The following is a 19,590-nucleotide window of genomic DNA, read 5'->3' as shown; positions in this document are numbered from 1 at the left end:
CTCCTTGTTCTAGAACAGCGACGTGTCGTTGATTTTTTTGGATACCTGGTTAGCAATCAGCAGCAGAATCAGTGCAATGACCGCCTTAACCAGAGTGACCGCCGCAGAGTAGGAGAAGCGGTTAGAGACAATACCTGTCTGATAAATATAATAGTCAATGACGTTAGAAGCACTTTCATTCAGCGAGTTGCGCAGCACCAGAATCTGGTCGAAGTTGGAGCTCAGCACTCCGCTGACCGCGAGAATGAACAGAATGCTGATCGTGCCCCGGACGGACGGCAGCGTAACGAACCACATTTTCTGGAACCGCCCGGCTCCGTCAATCGTCGCCGCCTCATACATCTCCGGAGAGACACCGGCGATCGCCGCCAGATAGATAATGGCTGACCATCCCAGCTCTTTCCAGATGTCGGAGCTAATGATAATGGTCCAGAAGTAGCTTGGCTCGGCCAGATACGTAATCGGCTGGTCAATGAGGTGCAGCGCCATCAGGATACTATTGATAATCCCCACATCGGCCAGCCAGGTGGCCAGAATCCCGCCAAGCACGACCCAGGAGAGGAAATGCGGCAGATAGGAGATCGTCTGAATCGCCTTCTTATACCGGAGGGAACGGACCTCATTAAGAAATAAAGCGAAGATAATCGGCAGCGGGAATCCGATAATCAGCTTGATCAGACTGATTCCCAGCGTATTGCGTATAACATTGGGCAACTCGTCGTCGTCGAATAATTCCCTGAAATGCTGCAGGCCCACCCAGGGGGCTTCGGCAATCGATTTGACGATGTTGTACTCCTTGAAGGAAATAATCAGGCCATAGATTGGAATGTAGTTGAATACAATCATCCAGGCTACGCCAAGCAGGGCCATCGTCTGCAAATGCCGCTGGGCTACAAATTTCCTCCAGAGTGAATGTTTCCGACCTGAACCGGTTTCGATTGACGCCGGAATGAGCGGACCCATGACCGGGTCCTGCTTGGTATTTCGTTTGTTCTCCATCGTGTGGACCTCCAGGATACCTATCTGTTTATGTGAAGCGTTTTCATCTCTATGTAAGTATTGTATGCGTTTTAGGTATACGGTAAAAGGCCTCATATTTCGTATTTAGGGGCTCATATTTCGGCTTGGAGTATTCTTCTGGGCTCCCCAAGCCGAGCCTCTTACACATGCAGAACCGCATGCTCCTCCGACAAAACAAGATAGTCACCGATCACGCCGTCCTCAAAGGCAGGCTTGCGGGGCTGGCCGTTTCCCAGCGGGGGCAGATCCTGATGGTATTTGTAGAAAACAAGCTGGGATCGCGCCCCCTCCTGCGTCAGCTCAAGCCGCAGCTCCTCATCGGTCAGACAGACAGCGGACACCACGCTCCCCGTTACTTTTGCCGTCAGCTCATCCCATTGCTCTTCCTCAGGCTCCCCTGCCCAGCTGGATATCCACGGCCGGTGGCTCTTGTTATAATTCAGGTGGCATTCAATCACTCTGCCGTCCAGCAGAATATATTGGCCCGATGCCCAGACGGCATATACGAGATACTGTCTAACGCCTTCCTTCTCCAGCAGCAGTCCGAAGAACCCGGGACCTCCCATGCCATAGGTTCCCAGATGGGTAGAGAATCCCACTGCCCTGCTGCCCAGCAGCGCGTCCTTGTCCATCTCTGTCATCGTCCGGGGTCTGGCGGTCATCATCGCCTCGCCTTCCTCCGCTTCATAGTGGAAGTCCCTGAACGAACTTTCTTCCGTCCAGCCTTTAGCCTCCCACGTCTCCCGTTCAGCGGCGGGAATAATCATGGAGTATTTCTCAATCAGTCCGATCTTAAGCTCGCTCATTCCTTCATCCTGCCCCTCTCCTGTTAACAGATGTATACCCATTATTATAAGCAACTTCACATCAGCCATTGTATTCTGTATTTCGCATTCAATCCAGACTTCTTATACATCAGAAAGGAGGCCCCCGCAAGGACCTCCTATCCACCACTTTCTATGCCCGTTATTCCATCACCGCACGGATCGCGGCAATCTCCCCGCGCCGCAAGGCTTCGGCATCTGCGCCGCGCAGCAGGCCACCGGTAATTATGCGCTCCGCACCGTCCCGGAAGGTCAGTGCCAGCGTCTGAATAACTGCCTTGCTGTCGCCGAAGGTATCCGCATGACGCGGATTCACATACGTCACTTCCGTGCTGCCCAGCAGCTTGAAGGAGACCTCTCCCTGCTCGTCGAACAGCCAGCCGGGAAGAGCCGGATGCAGCGCCAGCGTTAATTCGCCATCCCGGGTAGCGAACAGGCTGCTGCCTGCCATCATCGTTCTCCACATGCTCAGGAACTCGGCCGTGGATCCGCTCAGCCGGGCCACGAACCCTCTGCCATGTGTGGCAGGGTCGGGGTTGCCGCCGGTGGAGATGAACGACGAATTCTCCAGCGTGCTGCGTCCGTATACCTCAGGATCAAGGAACGGGATCAGCGACGTTCTCAGCTCACTGTAGAATTCTTCATACAGTCCCGCCTTCAGCAGCTCAAGCAAGTATTTATAGGACATGTGCAGGAAGTTCGATTCCCGCTCCTGCCAGCCTGCGGTGAACGCCCGGATGCGTCCGATCTCATGCCCCTCTTCCTCCAGTGATACCGAAGTCCGGTACATCGAGGTGACCGGATCGAACAGCCCGCTCCGCTTCACCTTGCTGTAGATAGCCTTGGCGGTCTGCTGATCCTCCAGTGTCTTCAGCCAGCGGGTTGGGCCTTCCAGGAAATACGGCAGCGCCGAAGCCTCGAATTCTTCTACGACTGCCTTCGGCAGTCCATAGCCGCTGATGACCGGCTCGCCGGCAGCATCCGTGACCGGCCGGAAGCGCGTAGCCTCGAAACGGAAATAGGTTGGCACCAGTCCGCCGCCCATGTCTACCGCACGCGCAATCCCCTGATCCACTTTGTGCAGCCACTGCTCCAGCATTCCGCGGATCACTTCAAGGGAGACTTCGCCGGTCTCGCCCGTGATCCCGAACCGAACGGACGCCCGGTATGCCTCACGCGCTGCGGCCACACGGTCCCAATACGGGAACTCAGCCAGCGAACCGTCCAGCACTTCCGTTACAGCCTGGCCTACCTGTGTGAGCAGCGCCGCAATCTCCGATGGAAGAGCCACTGTGGAAGGAAGCCCGGCACTGTTCTCCAGCGCTTCCACCATGAAGACCAGCATCCGTTTCAGCTCCAGTGTCTCGCTCATGCCCGAGCCCATCAGGCCCGGCAGTCCGTTCATCGCATCGTTCCAGCCCGGCTTGTTCGCCTCCATCTCCACACCCATACCGTATGGATCAAGCGTGGCGAATTTGTTCAGGGCGAGCGACAGCATTTTCACAAACAGACTGGTCCGGTAGATCTCCCCGTGCCCGCCTTGTGTGCGCAGCCACTCGGTACCGGATGCCTTGCGCTTCAGCTTATGCAGCTTCTCCTCATCCTCCAGCAGAGCTCCGAACTGCCGCACCTTGCCGCCGCTGATCACGTACTTCTCGCTGCGCGGCAGGACATAGGCCGGAGAGTCGTAGAACGCATACGTCTCATCCCCGAACAGCAGCTCTCCAAGGCGCTCAGGATAAATATCCAGATAGCCTTCCACCAGGTCCAGGTTATACGTCCAGTGATCCGACCAGAACCCCTCGCCGAAGGCGGCTTCAATGTTCTGCTGCGACAACGCAAGCACCCCGCTGAGGAATTCCTGCTCACTTAGGGTTAACACGATCTGCTGATCGGCAATATAGTTAATCAGACTGCCTGCGGTGAAGCGTCCGGCCAGGAGCTGAGTAAGTCCCGCATGCTGCTCTGCAAGCGCCCCGGTCAGCCATGCCTTAAGCTGCTCCTCCGCACCCGGCAGAATCTCGAAGCTGGTGCCCTGTACACTGAGCGGGTTGTAGCCGTCTGCCTGAATCAGGCTATAGAACATTTTGATATTGAAGCTGCCCACCTTGGGATGGAAAAAGACGTCGTTGCGGCGGTTCTGGTTCATATCGCGGAAATTCCCGTTCCCCTGCGAATAATATTCGGGGGCCAGCGAGAAGAAGTTATAATCCCGTTCCATATCGCCATGCTTGCGGGAGTAGAGATGGACCACGAAGCCCTCTTCCCCATTGTCAAAGATAAACGGATATCCCCCGCGCAGGAAATTGTCGAGATAGGACTGGCGGCAATACGCGTCAAAGATCGGCGAGGACGTCCGGGTGGCGATATCCGCAGTTAACTCCTCGGTCAGTGCGGCAGCTTCAAGGGACTTGGCGGCAAAATACTCCTCACGGCACAGCTCCGCCGTCCGTTCATTAATCCGGGCAATATCATTTACATGCCCGATGATGGTGTTCAGCTTCAGCGAAGCCCCGGGGGCAAGCGTCCGGGCAGTGCCGCTAAATCCGCACGGCACCTTGTTGACCGGATACTGCGCCTGTGCCAGCAGCTCGGCCAGCGGAAGCGCCGCGAAGCGGTCAGGATAGGTCAGTGACGTATTTCCGCCAAAGATCACTTCATAATCTACAAGCGGGCGGAGCAGCTCTCCTTCCGCCGTGGAGGAGAGATAGAAATGCCCGCTCTCGATCTTGCCGATTTCGGCATCGTCATTCGTGCCGGAGCGCAGCTTGTAGAACGGAATCCCGTGCTCAAGGTTGAACACATCCATCCAGCTGCGGAGAAGGTTCCCCATCTCCTTATAGCCTCCGTTCGCCACTCCGAACGGAAGCACCTCCGGCAGACCGTCCAGCAGTTCAAGCGCAAGTTCAACTCCGCCGATATTCTGAATCTCCACCTGACGGACCAGCGCGGCATAATCATCCCCCGGAAGGTTGAAATAGTGGACTGTGGTCTTCAGGCCATGTCCGGCATGCGATTCCTCAATGGTCAGTCCGTTCGGCAGAATGGTCATGATCCGCTGGGCTGCCTGGTCCGGGCGGGCCGACTGGAACGGTTCATAGATCTCTGCGTTCCCCTTCAGCTTGATGAAGGTGCGGAAGCCGGTCGATGTTACATTCTTGTAGGAGATATTGGCCGGCGAGAACTCCATGATCGGCGAGTTTTTGTCCCGCACGCCGAAGCTGCTAATCCCTTGGCCGCGGTTCACATAGAATGTCCACATCGGTATCCCCTTCAGTCCGGCAAGGCCCGGCAGGAAGCTGGCGAACGGCTTGCCTTCATGGAACTGCTTGATCACAAATTTTCCTGAGTCAAAAGTATAACGGCTCATATTTACTCCTCCTAAAATATCAATGAATGCTTGCAGTGCAGGCCTACCCCTGCGTAATCAGATGTGTCGCGATAGAGTGCGCAGGCAGCGTGCATTCGGCAGTCTCAGCGCCCAGTCCCAGCGTCAGTGTACGTGCTTCCCCGCCTTCGTTCATCAGCACCACGGCGAGGCTGGCGTCCGGATTACGGAATGCGGCCGACAGCACACCTTCTGCCGCCGATTCCAGGCCGATCCGCACCGCACCCGGAGCGATGAATTTGCTGAAATGCCCGATGTAGTAATACGAGCTGTTGTAGTGGACCTCGTCAGTAGCCGTATCCGCGATCACCGGAGCATCGCAGAGATTGCCCACATGGTTCGGCCCGCCTGTCTCATCCAGCACCAGATTCCAGTCCAGGTAGCCTTCGGTCCAGGCATTCAGATCGCCGATCATATTGCGGCCGTAGCGCTCGCCCGTGAACCATTCTCCCAGACGCACGCCGCCCTCCTGACAGCCCTCGGTGAACAGCACATGCTTATCCGGGAAAAGCTCATGCACCTGCTTCACATTGCCGAACTCCTCGCCGCCGTACCAGTGGATACCGGTCCCCCAGACATACTGTGCAGCTTCCGGGTCTGACAGAATCGGGGTCACACGCTCGACCATAATGTCGCGGTTATGATCCCAGATCACGATGTTCACATCGCCCATTCCGGCTTCGTGCATCACGGGGCCGAGATGGTTTTTGACAAAATCACGCTCTTCCTCAGCACTGTACACACAGGAATCCCAGGTCTGCACCGCTGCCGGCTCATTCTGCACTGAGACGGCCCAGACCGGAACGCCTTCCTTGCGGTAGGCCTCGATGAATTTGGTATAATACCGCGCCCAGATCGGCGCATACTCCGGCTTCAGCGAGCCGCCGTTGTTCATCTCCCCGTTCGTCTTCATCCAGGCGGGCGGGCTCCACGGGGAGGCCAGCATGGTGAACGGTCCGCCCCGGACCTCCATAGCATCCTTAATCAGCGGCAGAACCCACTTATGGTCACGCGAGATATCGAAGGTCTTAAGCTCCGTATCCCCATCCTCCACATACGTATAATTGCCGAGTGCGAAGTCGCAGCTATGGATATGCACACGGCCCATACTGTAATTCAGCCCGTCTACCGGGTCAAAATACCGCCGGATGACCTCTGTGCGCTTCGCAGGACTCATCCGGGACAAGGTATACGCCGCTGCTTCTGTGAATGCGCCGCCAAAACCAATAATGGTCTGGAACGCCTGCTCCGGGTGCAGCACGATATCTGCTTTTGCTACTGTGCCCTCTGCGCTAAACTGAATGCCATCCTTGCGACTCAAGCGATCTCCTGTATCTTTGGCGGTGACTACGGTTTGAACGGTTGTCATGTCTATCACTCCTTTATTATTTTTGCTAGGCGAAACCAGGGACGAAAGAAATCGAAACCGGTTTCGATTTTGCCGAAAAAAAAGGTATTCCTGAATGTACGCACCTTCATCACATGCGCGGCGGTGCGCAGGAATCCCTCACAATAATCTCCACAGGCAGCACAAGTGCTTCCTGAGCCGTACCTGGACCGTTCATAGATGCCAGCAGCAGCTCCGCCGCCCGGGTCCCCAGCATTTCGGTATTCTGTCGTACAGTGGTCAGCGCAGGCGTAACATATCCGGCAAGCTCAATGTCGTCATAGCCCATCACAGAGACATCCTCCGGCACCGCAAGCCCCTGATCCTTGGCCGCCATTACCGCACCCAGGGCCAGCAAGTCACCCGAAGCAAAAACAGCCGTCGGCCGCTGCGGCAACGCCAGCAGACGCTTCATTGCACCATAACCATTCTCCAGCGCGTAGAAGGCTCCCTCAGCCACATATTCATCCGGCACCTCAAGTCCCTGCTGCTCCATCGCCGTTCTGTACCCCAGCTCCCGCTGTTGCCCCGGATAGGTGTTCCCGCCTCCCGAGATATGGGCAATCCGGCGGTGTCCAAGACTGGCCAGATACTCCACGGCCTGCAGCGCACCCGTCATATTATCCGAGCAGACTGTATGCGACAGCTCCGTCTCGAAATCGAGCACCACGGTCGGAATATCACTCTCCAGCAGCTCCCGGAAATACGGGTCATCATAATCAGAGAGGAACACTACCACCCCGTCGACGCCGCGAATCCGGCAGTTCTCCAGATATCCGCTCTGCTTGCCGCCTACATCCTTCGAGATGAACATGAGGGCATAGCCCTTGGCTACGGCAACCTGCTTGAAGCTCTCAATCACTGCGCTGAAAAAAGGATGGCGGATTCCCGCCCCCGTATTCTCCACAAACAGCACACCGATGGTCCAGGATTTCTTGGTCGTCAGTGTACGTGCATGCGCATTGGGAAGATAACCCATCTCCCGGGCGGTACGCAGAATCTCCTCACGCGTCTTCTCCCGCACATCGGAATAGTTATTGAACGCCTTGGACACTGTGGTTGGTGAGTAACCGGTCCTTTTGGCAATATCGTATATCGTGGTCATTTCCGGTTCACTCCCGCAGCTCAATGAAAGCCCTTTTATGTTCACTGACATTCTAACTTCTTTCGGCACGGCCGTCCAGCATAAAATATCTTTGGACCTCAGGCAGCAGCGTCACGATCTGAATCAGCATTCCCAGCGACATATAGAACACATGAATCAAGCTGACCATGTTCCACATGTAGGTCTGCGCCATAATCCAGATAATCTGGCCGAAGCCGATATAGAGCGAAAAGCTCCAGGCCGCATGCCGTTCCTTGAATGGTGTCAAGGCGTAACTCCAAGCCCACTGCGGCTGCTTCCAGAGGCCGTACAGCACGAGCAGCGGGAGCACGCCGAATACGAACAGGAGCATCAGCCCAGGGACCGCAAAGCTGTGAAAGGGCATTCGTACCATTGCCGAGACCGGCATACCGAGCATTTCCCCGCTGGGATCAGTTAGCAGCGCCAGCCCGCCTGCGATGGCCCCCAAGCTCAAAAAACCTTGAAGTACCAACAGCACCCTAACAGCACCTGGCATTTTTTTAGCAGCGTTCATCCTCATTCCTCATTTCAGGCACCTATTTTCCGGCTACGGATTAGGGCTATTTCTGGTTAGCGCCTATGCTTTATTGAGATTTTACAGATTTCTCCTCAAGATTGCCGGGAAAGAAATCACACTCCGGAAAATTTGCATGATGTGCCTGCTGTGTGAATGTCTGCGGTTTACGCTATACTAGTATCAATTAGGACAACTACTGACATCAATGGATGCATGCAAGTATATGTACTTATCATTCACAATACAGAAGGGATTGGACGGTTGCGGCTTAAGGGCTGCTTCTGCCAAGTACACTTATGACTGAGACCACAACTCTACCACCATCCAAAAAATGCGCGTACTGCCATCAGCTTAAGCCGCTCGCTGAATTCCGCAGGCGCACAGGCAAGCGCGCCAAAGGCATGTCCCGGCGCGGAGCGTGCCGGGAATGCCGCAAGCTCCGCGAGGCCGAAGCTTCCTTGCCGCCAGTGCATTCAAGCATAGCGCCTGCCCTGCCGGAGCGCCAGGCCGGACCGGCCGGCCCCCTCAAGCGGGACAAGGGGCAGGTCTCTATCTCCGGGGCAGCTGCACCCGAGAAGGCAAAGCCGCCCATGGCCCAGCCCCGTCCAGCCTCCCGGCCGGAACGTGCCCGGGACGCCAGAGGCAGCGCGGGAGCGCCAGGCCTTAAGGGCAAGGCGCGTCCCCGGCATGCCGCCGAGACCGGGCGCAGCCTTCCGCAGCAGCGCGGGCCGAAGCCCGATCCGCAGGATGCCTCTGCCCTGATTCCTTCGGCCAAGGGCATGATTCTCATGCGCGGGCACAGCGATAAGGGCCGCCGCTGGCATCAGGAGATCGACCTTGAGCTTGCCGTGACGCTGGTCAAGGAGCATGCGGCCATCGTCGTGAACCGGCGGACGATCCGCCGCTTATACAGCAACAAGGACTTCCGCGCCTATATTTTGACGAGAGACAACTATACCTGTTATTTCTGCGGTCAATACGGGGATACCATCGATCATCTACTCCCCCGCGCCAAGGGCGGGCATACTACGCCGGATAACTGCGTCTGTGCCTGCAATCTATGCAATCAGACGAAGGCCGACCAGTTGGTGGAGCAATTCATGAGCCGGTAATGTTCTTGACCCGTCCAACCTGGCCGTCCGAGAGCCGCACCTTGATCCCGTGCGGATGGCGGGGCGAGTTGGTCAGGATGTCTTTCACTGTGCCGTGCGTGAGCTTGCCGGTTGCCTGATCCTGCTTCAGCACGATGTCTACCTGAATGCCGGGGCGGATATCTGCTCTTACTTGTCCGTTCATAATACACTCTCCTTCCGCTAATATTCGCGTAATATATAGTCTACTTACTCTTACAGATAAGGATGAACAGCCATGGCTTTTGGAATCAACCGGGCGGAATTAACCCGCTGGAAACAGGCCGTCTCCGCAGGGGAGATTGCGTTCCTGACCCATTACTGGATCGATAAACGTTACCCTGAGATCACAACAGTCACCAAGGTGGGCTGCAGCGATCTGCCCCGCCTGCGAGAGTGGTGCAGGAAGCACGGTCTCCCGGCGCGGTATATTCATAACCGCCAGCCGTTCCCCCACTTCGACCTCATGGGCCCGAAGCAGGTGGAGATTCTCAGGCAGGAGGGCTTATGGGAGCACCTGGAACGCTTCCGTATGCTCTGATGAACGGCAGACTGCGGAGCGCCTGCGACCGGGCGGTTATTTCGGGTTCCGCAGATCCTTCATAATCCGGCGGCCGGTCGGGGTCTGGGCCAGCCCGCCCCCGGCCGTCTCCCGGTGCTTCTCGGGCATCGCAGAGCCAACCTCCAGCATGACCTTAATCACTTCATCGGACGGAATCACGCTGCGGACGCCGGCCAGGGCCATATCCGCCGCCGCAAGCGCCGTAACGGCACCGAAGCCGTTGCGGACAATGCATGGAATCTCCACAAGTCCGCCTACCGGATCACAGATCAGCCCCAGTGTATTTTTGAGCGCGAGCCCTACCGCATGTACAGCCTGTGCCGGAGTCCCGCCGCGCATCTCGGTCAAGGCTCCGGCCGCCATACCGATCGCTGAGCCCACCTCGGCCTGACAGCCGCCTTCCGCACCCGATACAAAAGAATTATTAGCAATAACATACCCTATCGCTCCAGCCGCGAACAAACCGGAGACCATATAATCATCGTCCCAGCCGAAGCGCTCCTGACAGCTCAGGAACACACCGGGGATAATTCCGCAGGAGCCGGCAGTCGGTGTGGCAATAATCCGGCCCATAGAAGCGTTCACTTCAGAGACGGCAAGGGCATACGCCATCGCCTGGCCTGCCGGTCCCCCGAGACAAGGCTCATCCGCTGCATTATAGGCGGCCACCCGCTGGGCATCCAGGCCTGTCAAGCCGCTGCGTGAGGTGGTATCTTCGGTCATGCCGCGCTGCACCGCTTCCTTCATTACCCCGTAATACTCACGCATGGTGGCGAATTCCTGCTCCTGGGAACGGCCGGATTCGGCACTCTGCTCCTCAAGCATCAGAGCACCGATTCCAAGCTCCCGCTCCCCGCATAGTACAGCAAGCTGGCTGAGTGTTTGAAAATTCATGTTGTGATGTCCTTCCCCTTCTGTGTCTGTTCTTGTGTATTGCCGTTCAAATCGACTACCTTGACGCTGTTCACTGCCGGAAGCGCCCGCAGCTTCTCCAGCAGCTCCGCCGTGGCTGGCTCATCCAGCTCCAGCACCGTCAAGGCCGCCCCGCTGCGGTTCTTCCGGTCGAGTGACATATGTCCGATATTGAACTGGCCCTCCCGCATGACATCCGTAACACTGGCCAGCACACCCAGATAATCCATATGCTGAATCAGCACCGTCGGGTACATGCCGGTCAGCTTCACGCTGAAGCCGTCAATATCTACAATCTCAATATTGCCGCCGCCGATGGATGTGCCGGTAAGGGTCATCTCCGTCCCGCTCTCCCTGCCTGTAAGGCGCAGACGGACCGTATTGGGATGGGGAAACAGCCCCGTTCCCTGACCGAAGGAGATGCTCATCCCGGCTTTGGCCGCAAGCTCAATGGAATCCGGCAGCCGGTGGTCGTCCGTGGCGAAGTCAAGCAGACCTCCGGCGATCGCCCGGTCTGTCCCGTGTCCCTGATAAGTCGCGGCAAAAGAACCGAAGAACGTAACCTCGGCCTCTCGCGGCAGCTCACCAAGCACCTGCCTTGCGGCCCGCCCGATCCGCGCGGCTCCCGCTGTATGAGAACTGGAAGGCCCGACCATGGCCGGACCTATAATTGAGAATACATCTTTAAATCTCATAGTTCTGGTCTCCCGCTATCTGAATTCGGCCATGTACAGCGAATGATGTAATGATGTCCATCCGCTCATTGTACAGCACCTATATATTATACTGCGTCCGCACCAAAGCTACACTATTACATGAATTGTGAGGGAAGTAGAAGGATAATTTATAACGTGAAACCTATACATTCTTATTTTGAGAAAAGCAACAGCCCGTCCCGCTCTTGCCAGCCGATACCGGTCCAGAAGCTGCGGCCAAGGGCATTATCTTCGATCACCATGAGATGGCATTTAGTGATGCCTGCTTCCCGCAGTTCCGCGAGGCAACGCCTCACCAGCTCACGGCCTGCACCGCTTCCCCGGCTGCTGCTGTCAACAGCCACATGATACATATAGCCTCTGCGTCCGTCATGCCCGCACATCGCTGTGCCCATAAGGGTACCGTCCTCCTTCACGCATACCTGGCTGATCCCCGGATTCCGCTCCAGATAACGGATAATATGCTCACGTGAGTCGGCTTCACTGAGGCCCATTCCGTCCGTATTCTCCCACAACCGGTAAGCCGCCTCGTAATCGTCCCCTATCATTGCTCTATATATCATGCATTCTCCCCATTTCTATGTTTATGACTCCACTTCACGCCGCACGCTTTTCTGGGCGCATGCATACCCATATACGGAAGAGCTGAGCAGGCAAGGAGGAGTAACCGCCGATGAACCCCATGTATCCTTATTATGGCAAGTGGAAACAGCTTTGCCGTCCTTTGAAAGGACGGTACCGTTTCAGCGAGAAATAGAAGGATAAGTTATCGTGTGAAACCTATAAGTTTCTTATATTTTGAAAAGACGGTCTCCCATGTGCAGCCTGTTGCTTTTCCCCCTCAGCACCAGGACCGTTACCAGCTGATCCATGTCCAGGCTTCAGCCGGTCACGCCGGCCTTGTTTATTCCCAACCCGAGAGGATGTATAGCGATGAATCAACACAAGGATTTCAACCTGCCTTCTGTCCGCCTGAATGCGGGCATGTACGCTCTGACCAAGCTGTCGGCCGCCGGATTGACCTTCATCCTGATCTCCCTGTTCATGCTGATCCATGGCTATGAGAACGGAATTCCGTCCGGCTGGCCGGTATCGGTGCCTTATGCCATCTACGCTTACGGCCTGCCGGCTGCCATCCTGGCCGATGCGCTCCTGCGCATGTTCCGCTCCACCTCGCTCAGCCCGGCGCTGGCCCTGTACGCCATTGCCGGCTATGGCGCCGGCCTGTGGCTCGCTGCGGAGCAGGGCGGCGACTCCCTTGTCTCCGGCCTTACCGGCCTCGCAATCCTGCTGCTATTCCGCATCGCCCAGATCGCGGGCGAACGCTTCCCGATCCTGCTTCCCTTCTTCGCTCTGTTCATTCCGCTGATCTGTCTGGTCTTGTTCTGACCTGGCGGGTTCAGGCAGGGCGGAGCATTGGGGAGGGCCGGGATGGCGGGTAAGGCTGGATACCGGGCTGGATGGGATCAGTATCCGGAAACCGCAAACCCTTCTCACGGCACATTGTGTTCGGTTTTCCGCATACATTGGGACCACACGCCTCCGTCACGCCCAATGTGGTCGGTTTTTCGACTATATTTGGACCACACGTCTCCGTCACGCCCAATGTGGTCGGTTTTTCGATTACATTGGGCCCGATGACCTCGCGCTGGCACATTGCGTTAACTCTTATCGTCCGGTGCATCGCGCTCAATAGGATGCCCGAAGCAAACAATTGGAGAAATGTGTCTTATTTCATCCGTTTCTGCCGTTTACAGGCAGGCAAGTGGAAAAGCTCCAACTAATAAAGTTAGTTTTGTCGCCTGGGGTGAAATGTGCTAAATTAAGTGCCGTTTATCCAACTAACGTCCCGCCAGAGCTCATCCGCTCATCAGCAGGTGGACAAAATCCACCTGTTATCCGCTAAAGCAGACAGCAGACTAACATAGACTTTGAACTCCAAGCAGCCCGTGCGCCAGAGCGAGCAAGAGCTTGAACTTGTTAATGAAATGGAGGGCTGGCGCTGTTGGTTGGAGACATCAAACCCGGTGCTTACATTTACAGCGCCTCGATAATATCCCCGGCGATCAGGGCAGCAGGATGGTCCCGCTTCCGGGCAGCACGTTCTCCAGCCAGCCCGTGTAGATAGACTCCGAACGCGGCGGCCTGATCCGCCTCCAGGCCCTGGGCCTGCAGACCGGAGATGATGCCTGTCAGCACATCGCCCGCACCGCCGGTACCCATACCGGGATGCCCGGTGATATTGATATAGGCCTGCCCTTCGGGCGTTGCTATTACGGTATGGGCTCCTTTTAGCACAAGGATTACCCCATGCTGAACTGCGTAAGACAATGCCAATCCGATCCGGTCCCGCTGCACCTCCGCTGTAGATATCCCCGCCAGACGGGCCATCTCCCCCGGATGAGGGGTCAGAATAACCGGATGGCGGCGGCTCCAGCTCCGGTAATCGGTATCCGCCAGTATATTCAGCGCATCCGCATCAATAACCATAGGACCCTCCGTCTCCTCCCATAGTCTGCGGAGCCACTCCGTGTCTCCTTCGAACCGGCCCAGGCCGGGGCCGATGGCTGTACAATCGCGGCTGGTACTCAGCCGCAGCACTTCAGCGGCCGTACCCGCATTCCACTCCCCGTCACCTCCGGTGACCGGGGCCAGCATCAGCTCCGGTACAGAACCGATCACATTGGGCAGCAGCTTCTCCGGCAGCGCCCAGGTTACCAGCCCGCAGCCTGCGCGCAGTGCAGCGCGGGCAGACAACAGGCCTGCGCCGCTCATGCGCAGGCTTCCTGCTGCAAGCAGGACATGCCCGTAGGTGCCCTTGTGGCCCTCGGGCGAACGGCGGCGCGCCAGGTCAACCTTCAGGCGCGCCGTCAGTACTTCCGGCGTCAGGAGGCTGACCTGGACGCCGCCCTCCCGGGCAAGGGCAGCGGGTATGCCGATGGAGCGGACCACGACCCGCCCGGCGGCCTGCGCGCCGGGATATTGCAGCAGCCCCCGCTTCAGGAACGCGAGGCAGACGGTCACTGACGCATGAATGCAGGGCTCATGCGTCTCCCCCGTGTCCGCATCCAGCCCGCTGGGGATGTCCGCGGACACAATGGCTCTGCCGCTGGCGTTCGCAGCGGCAATCAGCTCCGCATAGGCACCGCGCGGGGCTCCCGCGCTGCCTGTGCCGAGCAGCGCATCTACGATGCCGCTGCATGAGGCAAGGTCCAGGGCGTCCTTGCCGTAGACTACGGCAGGAATGCCCATAGCTGCAGCGGCATCACGCTGCAGCGCGGCTTCGCCGGCCAGCGACTCCGGCGCGGCCGCGTACACCAGCGTGACGGCGATGCCGGCCTCACGCAGGTGCCTGGCGGCGGCGAGGCCATCGCCGCCGTTGTTGCCCTTGCCGGCGAGGACGAGCCAATGCTCTCCTCCGGCACCGGCAAGCGTCAGCGCTGCATCTCCGCTGACGGAGAAGCCCGCAGCGTCAGCGCCGAAGCCAGGCGCCCCGCGCCCGCTTAAGGCGCCCGCTACGTCACCAGCTGCTTCCGCTCCGTTCCGCATCATTCCGCCACCTGTCGTTCCCGCTCCATCCCGCTTCGCTCCACCTCCAGCCGCTCCCGCTCCAGCCCCCCACACCCTGCCACCAGGCACACCAGCTTCACTTGCCCGGCGGCGGCATAGGGCGATGACCTCCTCGGCAATGGCCCGTCCGGCATTTTCCATCAGGGCGATGGCCGGGATGCCCAGCCGCTCGATCGTGTCGCGGTCGAATGCCCGCATCTCCTCCGCTGTCACCACATCCATTGGTCCAGACCTCCTTCATAGTTGCTTCGATTGTACTAAGTCCCGTTTCAGCAAGCAAATAACCCAGGTAGCTCATGGCAGCCAACGAGCAACAAGCCCCCAGAACAGCAAAAAGCCCTCCCGCTACGAAGAGGACTTCTATGTTAGATAGGTTATGATCCCAACTGCTTAGTCTTGAGGATCAGATAAGCATAATTGGATCCATAGTTGCATTCCATACACCTAAAAACACTCAAAATCAAGGCTGGCCTCTTCTAACTGTAGTTTGTACAACTAAATCTGATCTGCCCAATTGGAGAGAATCCCGGCACAGCGGCATTTTTAAATGTACAGACTACAACTAAACGGATAATCGGTGGAAAATCAGGCGTTTTAGTTGTACAGAGTGCGATTAAACCCGCCGCCGACTCTACCTCTGCCTTTTCACCTTCCGCCTCCGCGTACCCCCCATCAATACCCTACAGTAAACCTGGCTCTGCTGAAATTGCCTTCCTCCAGCTCATCGATGACCGCCACGGCAAAATCCTGGATGCTGATGCTGCTCCGGCCGTCTTCGTCTACAATCAGCCGGTCGAGGCCGATGCGGAATTGGCCGGTACGGCGCCCGTCTACCAGAGCGGCAGGCGGACTAAGATACGTATAGTCCAGCTCCGACCCCCTATAGATCTCATAGGCATTAGCATGAGCCGAAGCCAGCGCGCGGTAGTCCTCCGGGAATCCGGCGGTGTCCATCAGCCATTCTCCCGATTCCGTCTTGAGGCTGCCTGCTCCGCCGACAATGATCAGACGCTCAAGCCCAGCCGCCCGCAGCCCCTCCAGCAGTGAATCCGCTACCCGCAGCAGATCATTCTCATGCCCTGCCGCCGGACCGAAAGCACTGATTACCTCCTCATGTCCGCGCACGGCTGCCGTTACCGAGGCCGGGTCCAGCAGATCAGCAGCCGTCACCTGCAGCCGCTCATGCTGAAGGCTGAAGGCTTCAGGTCTGCGTACCGCAGCCGTGACCTCATGTTTTCTTTTTAACGCTTCCTGTACGATGGCACTTCCAACCCTGCCCGATGCTCCAAACACTACAATATCCATTCTCCCGCTGCCTCACTTTCCTAATCTGCTATCCATTAGCATTACACGAATTCACACGATTTATCGCCGCAGGAACATTCCCTGTGAAGCAGGCATTACCGGCGCGAACCCGTATTTGGCATACAGCTTGGCCGCTTCCCCGTCAGCAATGAGACTGATATATGCCTTCTCCGGCACACTGTCCAGGAATGCGCGGATTTCCCCCATGATGATTTTTCCGAGACCCCGTCCCTGGAAGGAAGGCTTCACTGCTATATCCGTCACTTGAAAAAAACATCCCCCGTCCCCAATAACCCTGCCCATTCCCACCAGCAGCTCGCCCGCATACACAGTAACTGCAAAAGCAGAATTAGGCAGTCCGGCTGCCGCCCCCTCTATGCTCATCGGACTAAGCCCGGATTCCTGCCGCAGTGCGATATAATCCTCTACTGAGGGCAACTCCTGCCGGATCTCCGGCTGTGCTGAATTTGTCATGCTACTCCTCCTATTTACTGCAATCTGCATGCATAACCCGCCTGCTATACTGATACCAATATATATGTATTTGTTCAAAATTGAAACGCCCCGCCTCCTCCGGCGTACAATAACTCAAAACACAGCTCTTGCACTCTGCAGACGGGCAGGTTATTCTTACCCCGTGTCCTTGGGTAAACTGTGGATAGACAAGCAACACTACTATTTTGGAAGGTTGGTGAAGTAATTATGTCTCCTACAGGGAAACTGTTTAAATGGGGAACTTTCGCTTATGAGGCTTTTCTGGCGCTGCCGATTATCGGGGGAAGCTTTGTGGTGGCAAATGCCTGGGCGCCGCTAGGAATCGCTTTTCTGCTGCATGCTGTAGCCATAATCATTCTGCTGAGAGAGCGCGGTCCGATTATCGGGAATGCAGTGGGCGTGGTCACCTCGGTGGTTGCCTTGATTCCTTTTGTCGGCTGGGTGATGCATGCAATTACCGCTATTATTCTGCTCGTAGAAGGGCTAAGCGGATCACGGCGCAATCCACGTTACTGACAGTAAGCACATTAATCAATGAACAAGGAGTACCTTACTAATTATGATTAAAGGATTATACGAAGCCCATTTACCCGTTTCTAATCTGGAAGCATCTATTGAATTCTATAAAAGGCTGGGACTGAAATTCGCCTGGCGTGATGAGGACACCGCGTTCTTCTGGATTACAGAGGGGCGGAGCTGGATCGGATTATGGGAAGGGCCGGAGGTTCAGACCCCTTATCACCCTTCCCTGAGGCATATTGCCTTCGAAGTCACTTATGAGGACCTGAAGCAATCGCTCGCCTGGCTGCGTTCCCTACAGATTGACCCGGTTCCTTTCGGCAGCAGAAGCACGGTTGAGCCTTTTATCCGCCCCCATCAAGGCAATGCCTCGGTTTACTTCAATGATCCGGACGGCAACTCTCTGGAGCTGATGTGTCATATCGAAGTCCCTCAGGGGTTGAAGACGATCACAAGCAAGCTGTCTTTTGAGGAGTGGGAGGAGTTGTGCAGGAAGTCCAGCGATTAGTTCCAGCAGCCATGCTGAGAGGAACCTACAGGGAAACCGACATGTATACTGTTTTCCGCATACATTCGGGCCACGCGTCTGCATGTGAGCACAATGTATGCTGTTTTCCGCATACATTCGGGCCACGCGTCTGCATGTGAGCACAATGTATGCTGTTTTCCGCATACATTTGAGCCACACGCCTGCGCGCCACTTATTCACAACAGAAGAAAATCATAATTTCCTATACCACAAGAAAGACCTTCCATTGGATGCCCAATGGAAGGTCTTTCTGTATTATCCTCGTCCCCCTGCACGGGTATCGGTCCGCCGGCTTCCGGTCTCTCCACTACCACGTGAATTTGCTGTGCTGTTCTCGAAACGTTTGCGCTCCGTGCGCTCCATCTGTACGATTTGGCCTTCATGCACTACGATGTGCAAGGAGCCGAATTCCATATCGTCGAGCAGTTCCGTTATCCGCGCAAGCCATACCTCATCCACCTTCAGTGGTTTCGCCATTCGCAAGCCTCCCTTTCCCGGTTAGGGAATAACTCTGCCTAAATTCCGTTATTACCACCTTGTATACTATGAATTAACTTAGCACGGCACCCAATAGCTGTCAATGAGCATTTTTGCGTACAAGCAGGCTTTTTACAACCATCGTCACCAGTGCCAGCAGGAGCAGCAGAGAAGCCACCGCGAAGGATGCCGAGAACTGATATTCGTTGTACAAAATTTCGACATGCAGCGGCAACGTATTCGTCTCCCCGCGAATATGCCCGGACACCACCGAGACGGCCCCGAACTCACCCATGGCCCGTGCATTACAGAGAATGATGCCATAGAGCAGGCCCCACTTGATATTCGGCAGCGTTACGCGCCAGAAGATCTGCCACCCGTGCGCACCGAGTGTAATCGCAGCCTCCTCCTCCTGTGTGCCCAGCTCCTCCATCAGCGGAATCAGCTCGCGGGCTACGAACGGGAACGTGATAAACAGTGTAGCCAGCACAATGCCCGGTAGAGCGAAGACGATTTTGATATCATGGTCGCTTAACCAGGGGCCGAACCATCCGTGCGAGCCGAACACCAGAATGAAGATCAGCCCGCCAATCACCGGTGATACGGCAAAAGGCAGATCGATCAGCGTCACCAGAAAGCCCTTGCCGCGAAAACGGAACTTGGTCACCGCCCACGCCGCCGTTACCCCAAAGACCGTATTCAGCGGAACCGTAATGGCGGCGACCAGCAGCGTCAGCTTCAGCGCCGAGGCGGCGTCCGGGTCGGTCAATGCGGCCCAGTAGACATCCAGCCCCCGCTTCAGCGACTCCACCAGGACAATGATCAGCGGCAGCGCAATCAGCCAGAGCAGCACCAGTCCGGCCAGGGAGATGAGCACCCATTTCACCGCTTGGGACTCTGTGGTAGAGGGCGATGACGCGCCTGTACGCGGCCCGGGGACATGCAAGGGAACCGTACCGGCCATATTTATTCCTCCTAAAAGTTTTGTTGGTATATGCATCCTGAATCCGTTCCTAACAAAACTCGCTTCGGAAGCATATGCTTAAGTTTTGTTAGTATATGCATCCTGAATCCGCTCCTAACAAAACTCGCTTCGGAAGCATACGCTTAAGT

20 protein-coding genes are annotated in these 19,590 nt (G+C 56.6%); 5 read left to right on the top strand and 15 right to left on the bottom strand.

The genetic code is table 11. The annotated features are described in order from the left end of the window. Positions 1-9 precede the first annotated feature (9 nt). The 6 genes from NST26_RS01695 to NST26_RS01670 form a co-directional block, all read right to left on the bottom strand. Complete coding sequence (locus NST26_RS01695) at positions 10-963, bottom strand: ABC transporter permease (RefSeq protein ID WP_051478710.1); 954 nt, start codon at positions 961-963, stop codon at positions 10-12. A 197-nt stretch (positions 964-1,160) separates the two neighbouring features. Further along, a complete protein-coding gene (locus tag NST26_RS01690; protein WP_340956477.1) occupies positions 1,161-1,826 on the bottom strand; it encodes a hypothetical protein in 666 nt (221 codons plus the stop codon). Positions 1,827-1,986: 160 nt separating this feature from the next. Then, positions 1,987-5,214, bottom strand: coding sequence for a cellobiose phosphorylase (locus NST26_RS01685; RefSeq protein ID WP_340978345.1), 3,228 nt, complete (start codon positions 5,212-5,214; stop codon positions 1,987-1,989). Positions 5,215-5,257: 43 nt separating this feature from the next. Beyond that, positions 5,258-6,601, bottom strand: a complete 1,344-nt coding sequence (locus tag NST26_RS01680; protein WP_340978344.1) for a glycoside hydrolase family 30 protein — start codon at positions 6,599-6,601, stop codon at positions 5,258-5,260. Positions 6,602-6,710: 109 nt separating this feature from the next. Next, positions 6,711-7,724, bottom strand: coding sequence for a LacI family DNA-binding transcriptional regulator (locus tag NST26_RS01675; RefSeq protein WP_340978343.1), 1,014 nt, complete (start codon positions 7,722-7,724; stop codon positions 6,711-6,713). A gap of 52 nt (positions 7,725-7,776) precedes the next feature. Continuing rightward, positions 7,777-8,259, bottom strand: a complete 483-nt coding sequence (locus NST26_RS01670; RefSeq protein WP_340978341.1) for a hypothetical protein — start codon at positions 8,257-8,259, stop codon at positions 7,777-7,779. A gap of 299 nt (positions 8,260-8,558) precedes the next feature. Here NST26_RS01670 and NST26_RS01665 point away from each other — a divergent pair, with 299 nt between their 5' ends. After that, on the top strand, positions 8,559-9,374 hold the full coding sequence (locus tag NST26_RS01665; protein ID WP_076083383.1) for an HNH endonuclease: 816 nt from the start codon (positions 8,559-8,561) through the stop codon (positions 9,372-9,374). Here NST26_RS01665 and NST26_RS01660 read toward each other — a convergent pair. Continuing rightward, complete coding sequence (locus tag NST26_RS01660; protein WP_036732721.1) at positions 9,361-9,558, bottom strand: YwbE family protein; 198 nt, start codon at positions 9,556-9,558, stop codon at positions 9,361-9,363. The genes NST26_RS01665 and NST26_RS01660 overlap by 14 nt on opposite strands. A gap of 72 nt (positions 9,559-9,630) precedes the next feature. Between NST26_RS01660 and NST26_RS01655 the strand changes: the two genes are divergently transcribed. Next, positions 9,631-9,933: a hypothetical protein gene (locus tag NST26_RS01655; RefSeq protein WP_076083386.1), complete on the top strand. Its 303-nt coding sequence runs from the start codon at positions 9,631-9,633 to the stop codon at positions 9,931-9,933. Between the two features lie 36 nt (positions 9,934-9,969). On the opposite strand, the gene sdaAA is transcribed toward NST26_RS01655, so the two are convergent. From sdaAA to NST26_RS01640, 3 genes are all read right to left on the bottom strand, one after another. Beyond that, complete coding sequence (gene sdaAA / locus NST26_RS01650) at positions 9,970-10,848, bottom strand: L-serine ammonia-lyase, iron-sulfur-dependent, subunit alpha (RefSeq protein WP_036732726.1); 879 nt, start codon at positions 10,846-10,848, stop codon at positions 9,970-9,972. Continuing rightward, positions 10,845-11,561 carry an L-serine ammonia-lyase, iron-sulfur-dependent subunit beta gene (gene sdaAB / locus NST26_RS01645; protein ID WP_340978340.1) on the bottom strand — a complete coding sequence of 239 codons (717 nt, stop codon included), beginning with the start codon at positions 11,559-11,561 and terminating at the stop codon, positions 10,845-10,847. Before sdaAB ends, sdaAA begins: the two co-directional genes overlap by 4 nt. A gap of 173 nt (positions 11,562-11,734) precedes the next feature. Then, on the bottom strand, positions 11,735-12,145 hold the full coding sequence (locus tag NST26_RS01640) for a GNAT family N-acetyltransferase (protein ID WP_076083393.1): 411 nt from the start codon (positions 12,143-12,145) through the stop codon (positions 11,735-11,737). A gap of 370 nt (positions 12,146-12,515) precedes the next feature. Between NST26_RS01640 and NST26_RS01635 the strand changes: the two genes are divergently transcribed. Beyond that, positions 12,516-12,971 (top strand): hypothetical protein, encoded by a 456-nt coding sequence (locus tag NST26_RS01635; RefSeq protein WP_036732735.1) that lies wholly within the window; start codon positions 12,516-12,518, stop codon positions 12,969-12,971. Between the two features lie 648 nt (positions 12,972-13,619). Here the strand turns inward: NST26_RS01635 and NST26_RS01630 are convergent. From NST26_RS01630 to NST26_RS01620, 3 genes are all read right to left on the bottom strand, one after another. Continuing rightward, on the bottom strand, positions 13,620-15,374 hold the full coding sequence (locus NST26_RS01630; protein ID WP_036732739.1) for a bifunctional ADP-dependent NAD(P)H-hydrate dehydratase/NAD(P)H-hydrate epimerase: 1,755 nt from the start codon (positions 15,372-15,374) through the stop codon (positions 13,620-13,622). A 450-nt stretch (positions 15,375-15,824) separates the two neighbouring features. Further along, positions 15,825-16,457 carry an NAD(P)-dependent oxidoreductase gene (locus NST26_RS01625; protein ID WP_036732742.1) on the bottom strand — a complete coding sequence of 211 codons (633 nt, stop codon included), beginning with the start codon at positions 16,455-16,457 and terminating at the stop codon, positions 15,825-15,827. Positions 16,458-16,517: 60 nt separating this feature from the next. Beyond that, positions 16,518-16,931: a GNAT family N-acetyltransferase gene (locus NST26_RS01620; protein WP_340978338.1), complete on the bottom strand. Its 414-nt coding sequence runs from the start codon at positions 16,929-16,931 to the stop codon at positions 16,518-16,520. Positions 16,932-17,159: 228 nt separating this feature from the next. Between NST26_RS01620 and NST26_RS01615 the strand changes: the two genes are divergently transcribed. Further along, complete coding sequence (locus tag NST26_RS01615; RefSeq protein WP_036732747.1) at positions 17,160-17,468, top strand: hypothetical protein; 309 nt, start codon at positions 17,160-17,162, stop codon at positions 17,466-17,468. Between the two features lie 43 nt (positions 17,469-17,511). Then, the gene (locus NST26_RS01610) at positions 17,512-17,979 is read left to right on the top strand and encodes a VOC family protein (RefSeq protein WP_036732749.1); all 468 of its coding nucleotides are present in this window, start codon (positions 17,512-17,514) and stop codon (positions 17,977-17,979) included. 276 nt (positions 17,980-18,255) lie between these two features. Here NST26_RS01610 and NST26_RS01605 read toward each other — a convergent pair whose 3' ends face one another. Beyond that, positions 18,256-18,477 (bottom strand): YezD family protein, encoded by a 222-nt coding sequence (locus NST26_RS01605; RefSeq protein WP_036732753.1) that lies wholly within the window; start codon positions 18,475-18,477, stop codon positions 18,256-18,258. A gap of 100 nt (positions 18,478-18,577) precedes the next feature. Then, positions 18,578-19,441 (bottom strand): sulfate ABC transporter permease subunit CysW, encoded by an 864-nt coding sequence (gene cysW, locus NST26_RS01600; RefSeq protein ID WP_340978337.1) that lies wholly within the window; start codon positions 19,439-19,441, stop codon positions 18,578-18,580. Positions 19,442-19,590: the final 149 nt, after the last annotated feature.

The sequence above is a fragment of the Paenibacillus sp. FSL R7-0128 genome (genome assembly GCF_038002245.1).
Taxonomy (GTDB): Bacteria; Bacillota; Bacilli; order Paenibacillales; family Paenibacillaceae; genus Paenibacillus_AQ; species Paenibacillus_AQ silagei.
Note: the sequence above shows the minus strand (reverse complement) of the source record. Positions and strands in the feature narration are given on the sequence as shown.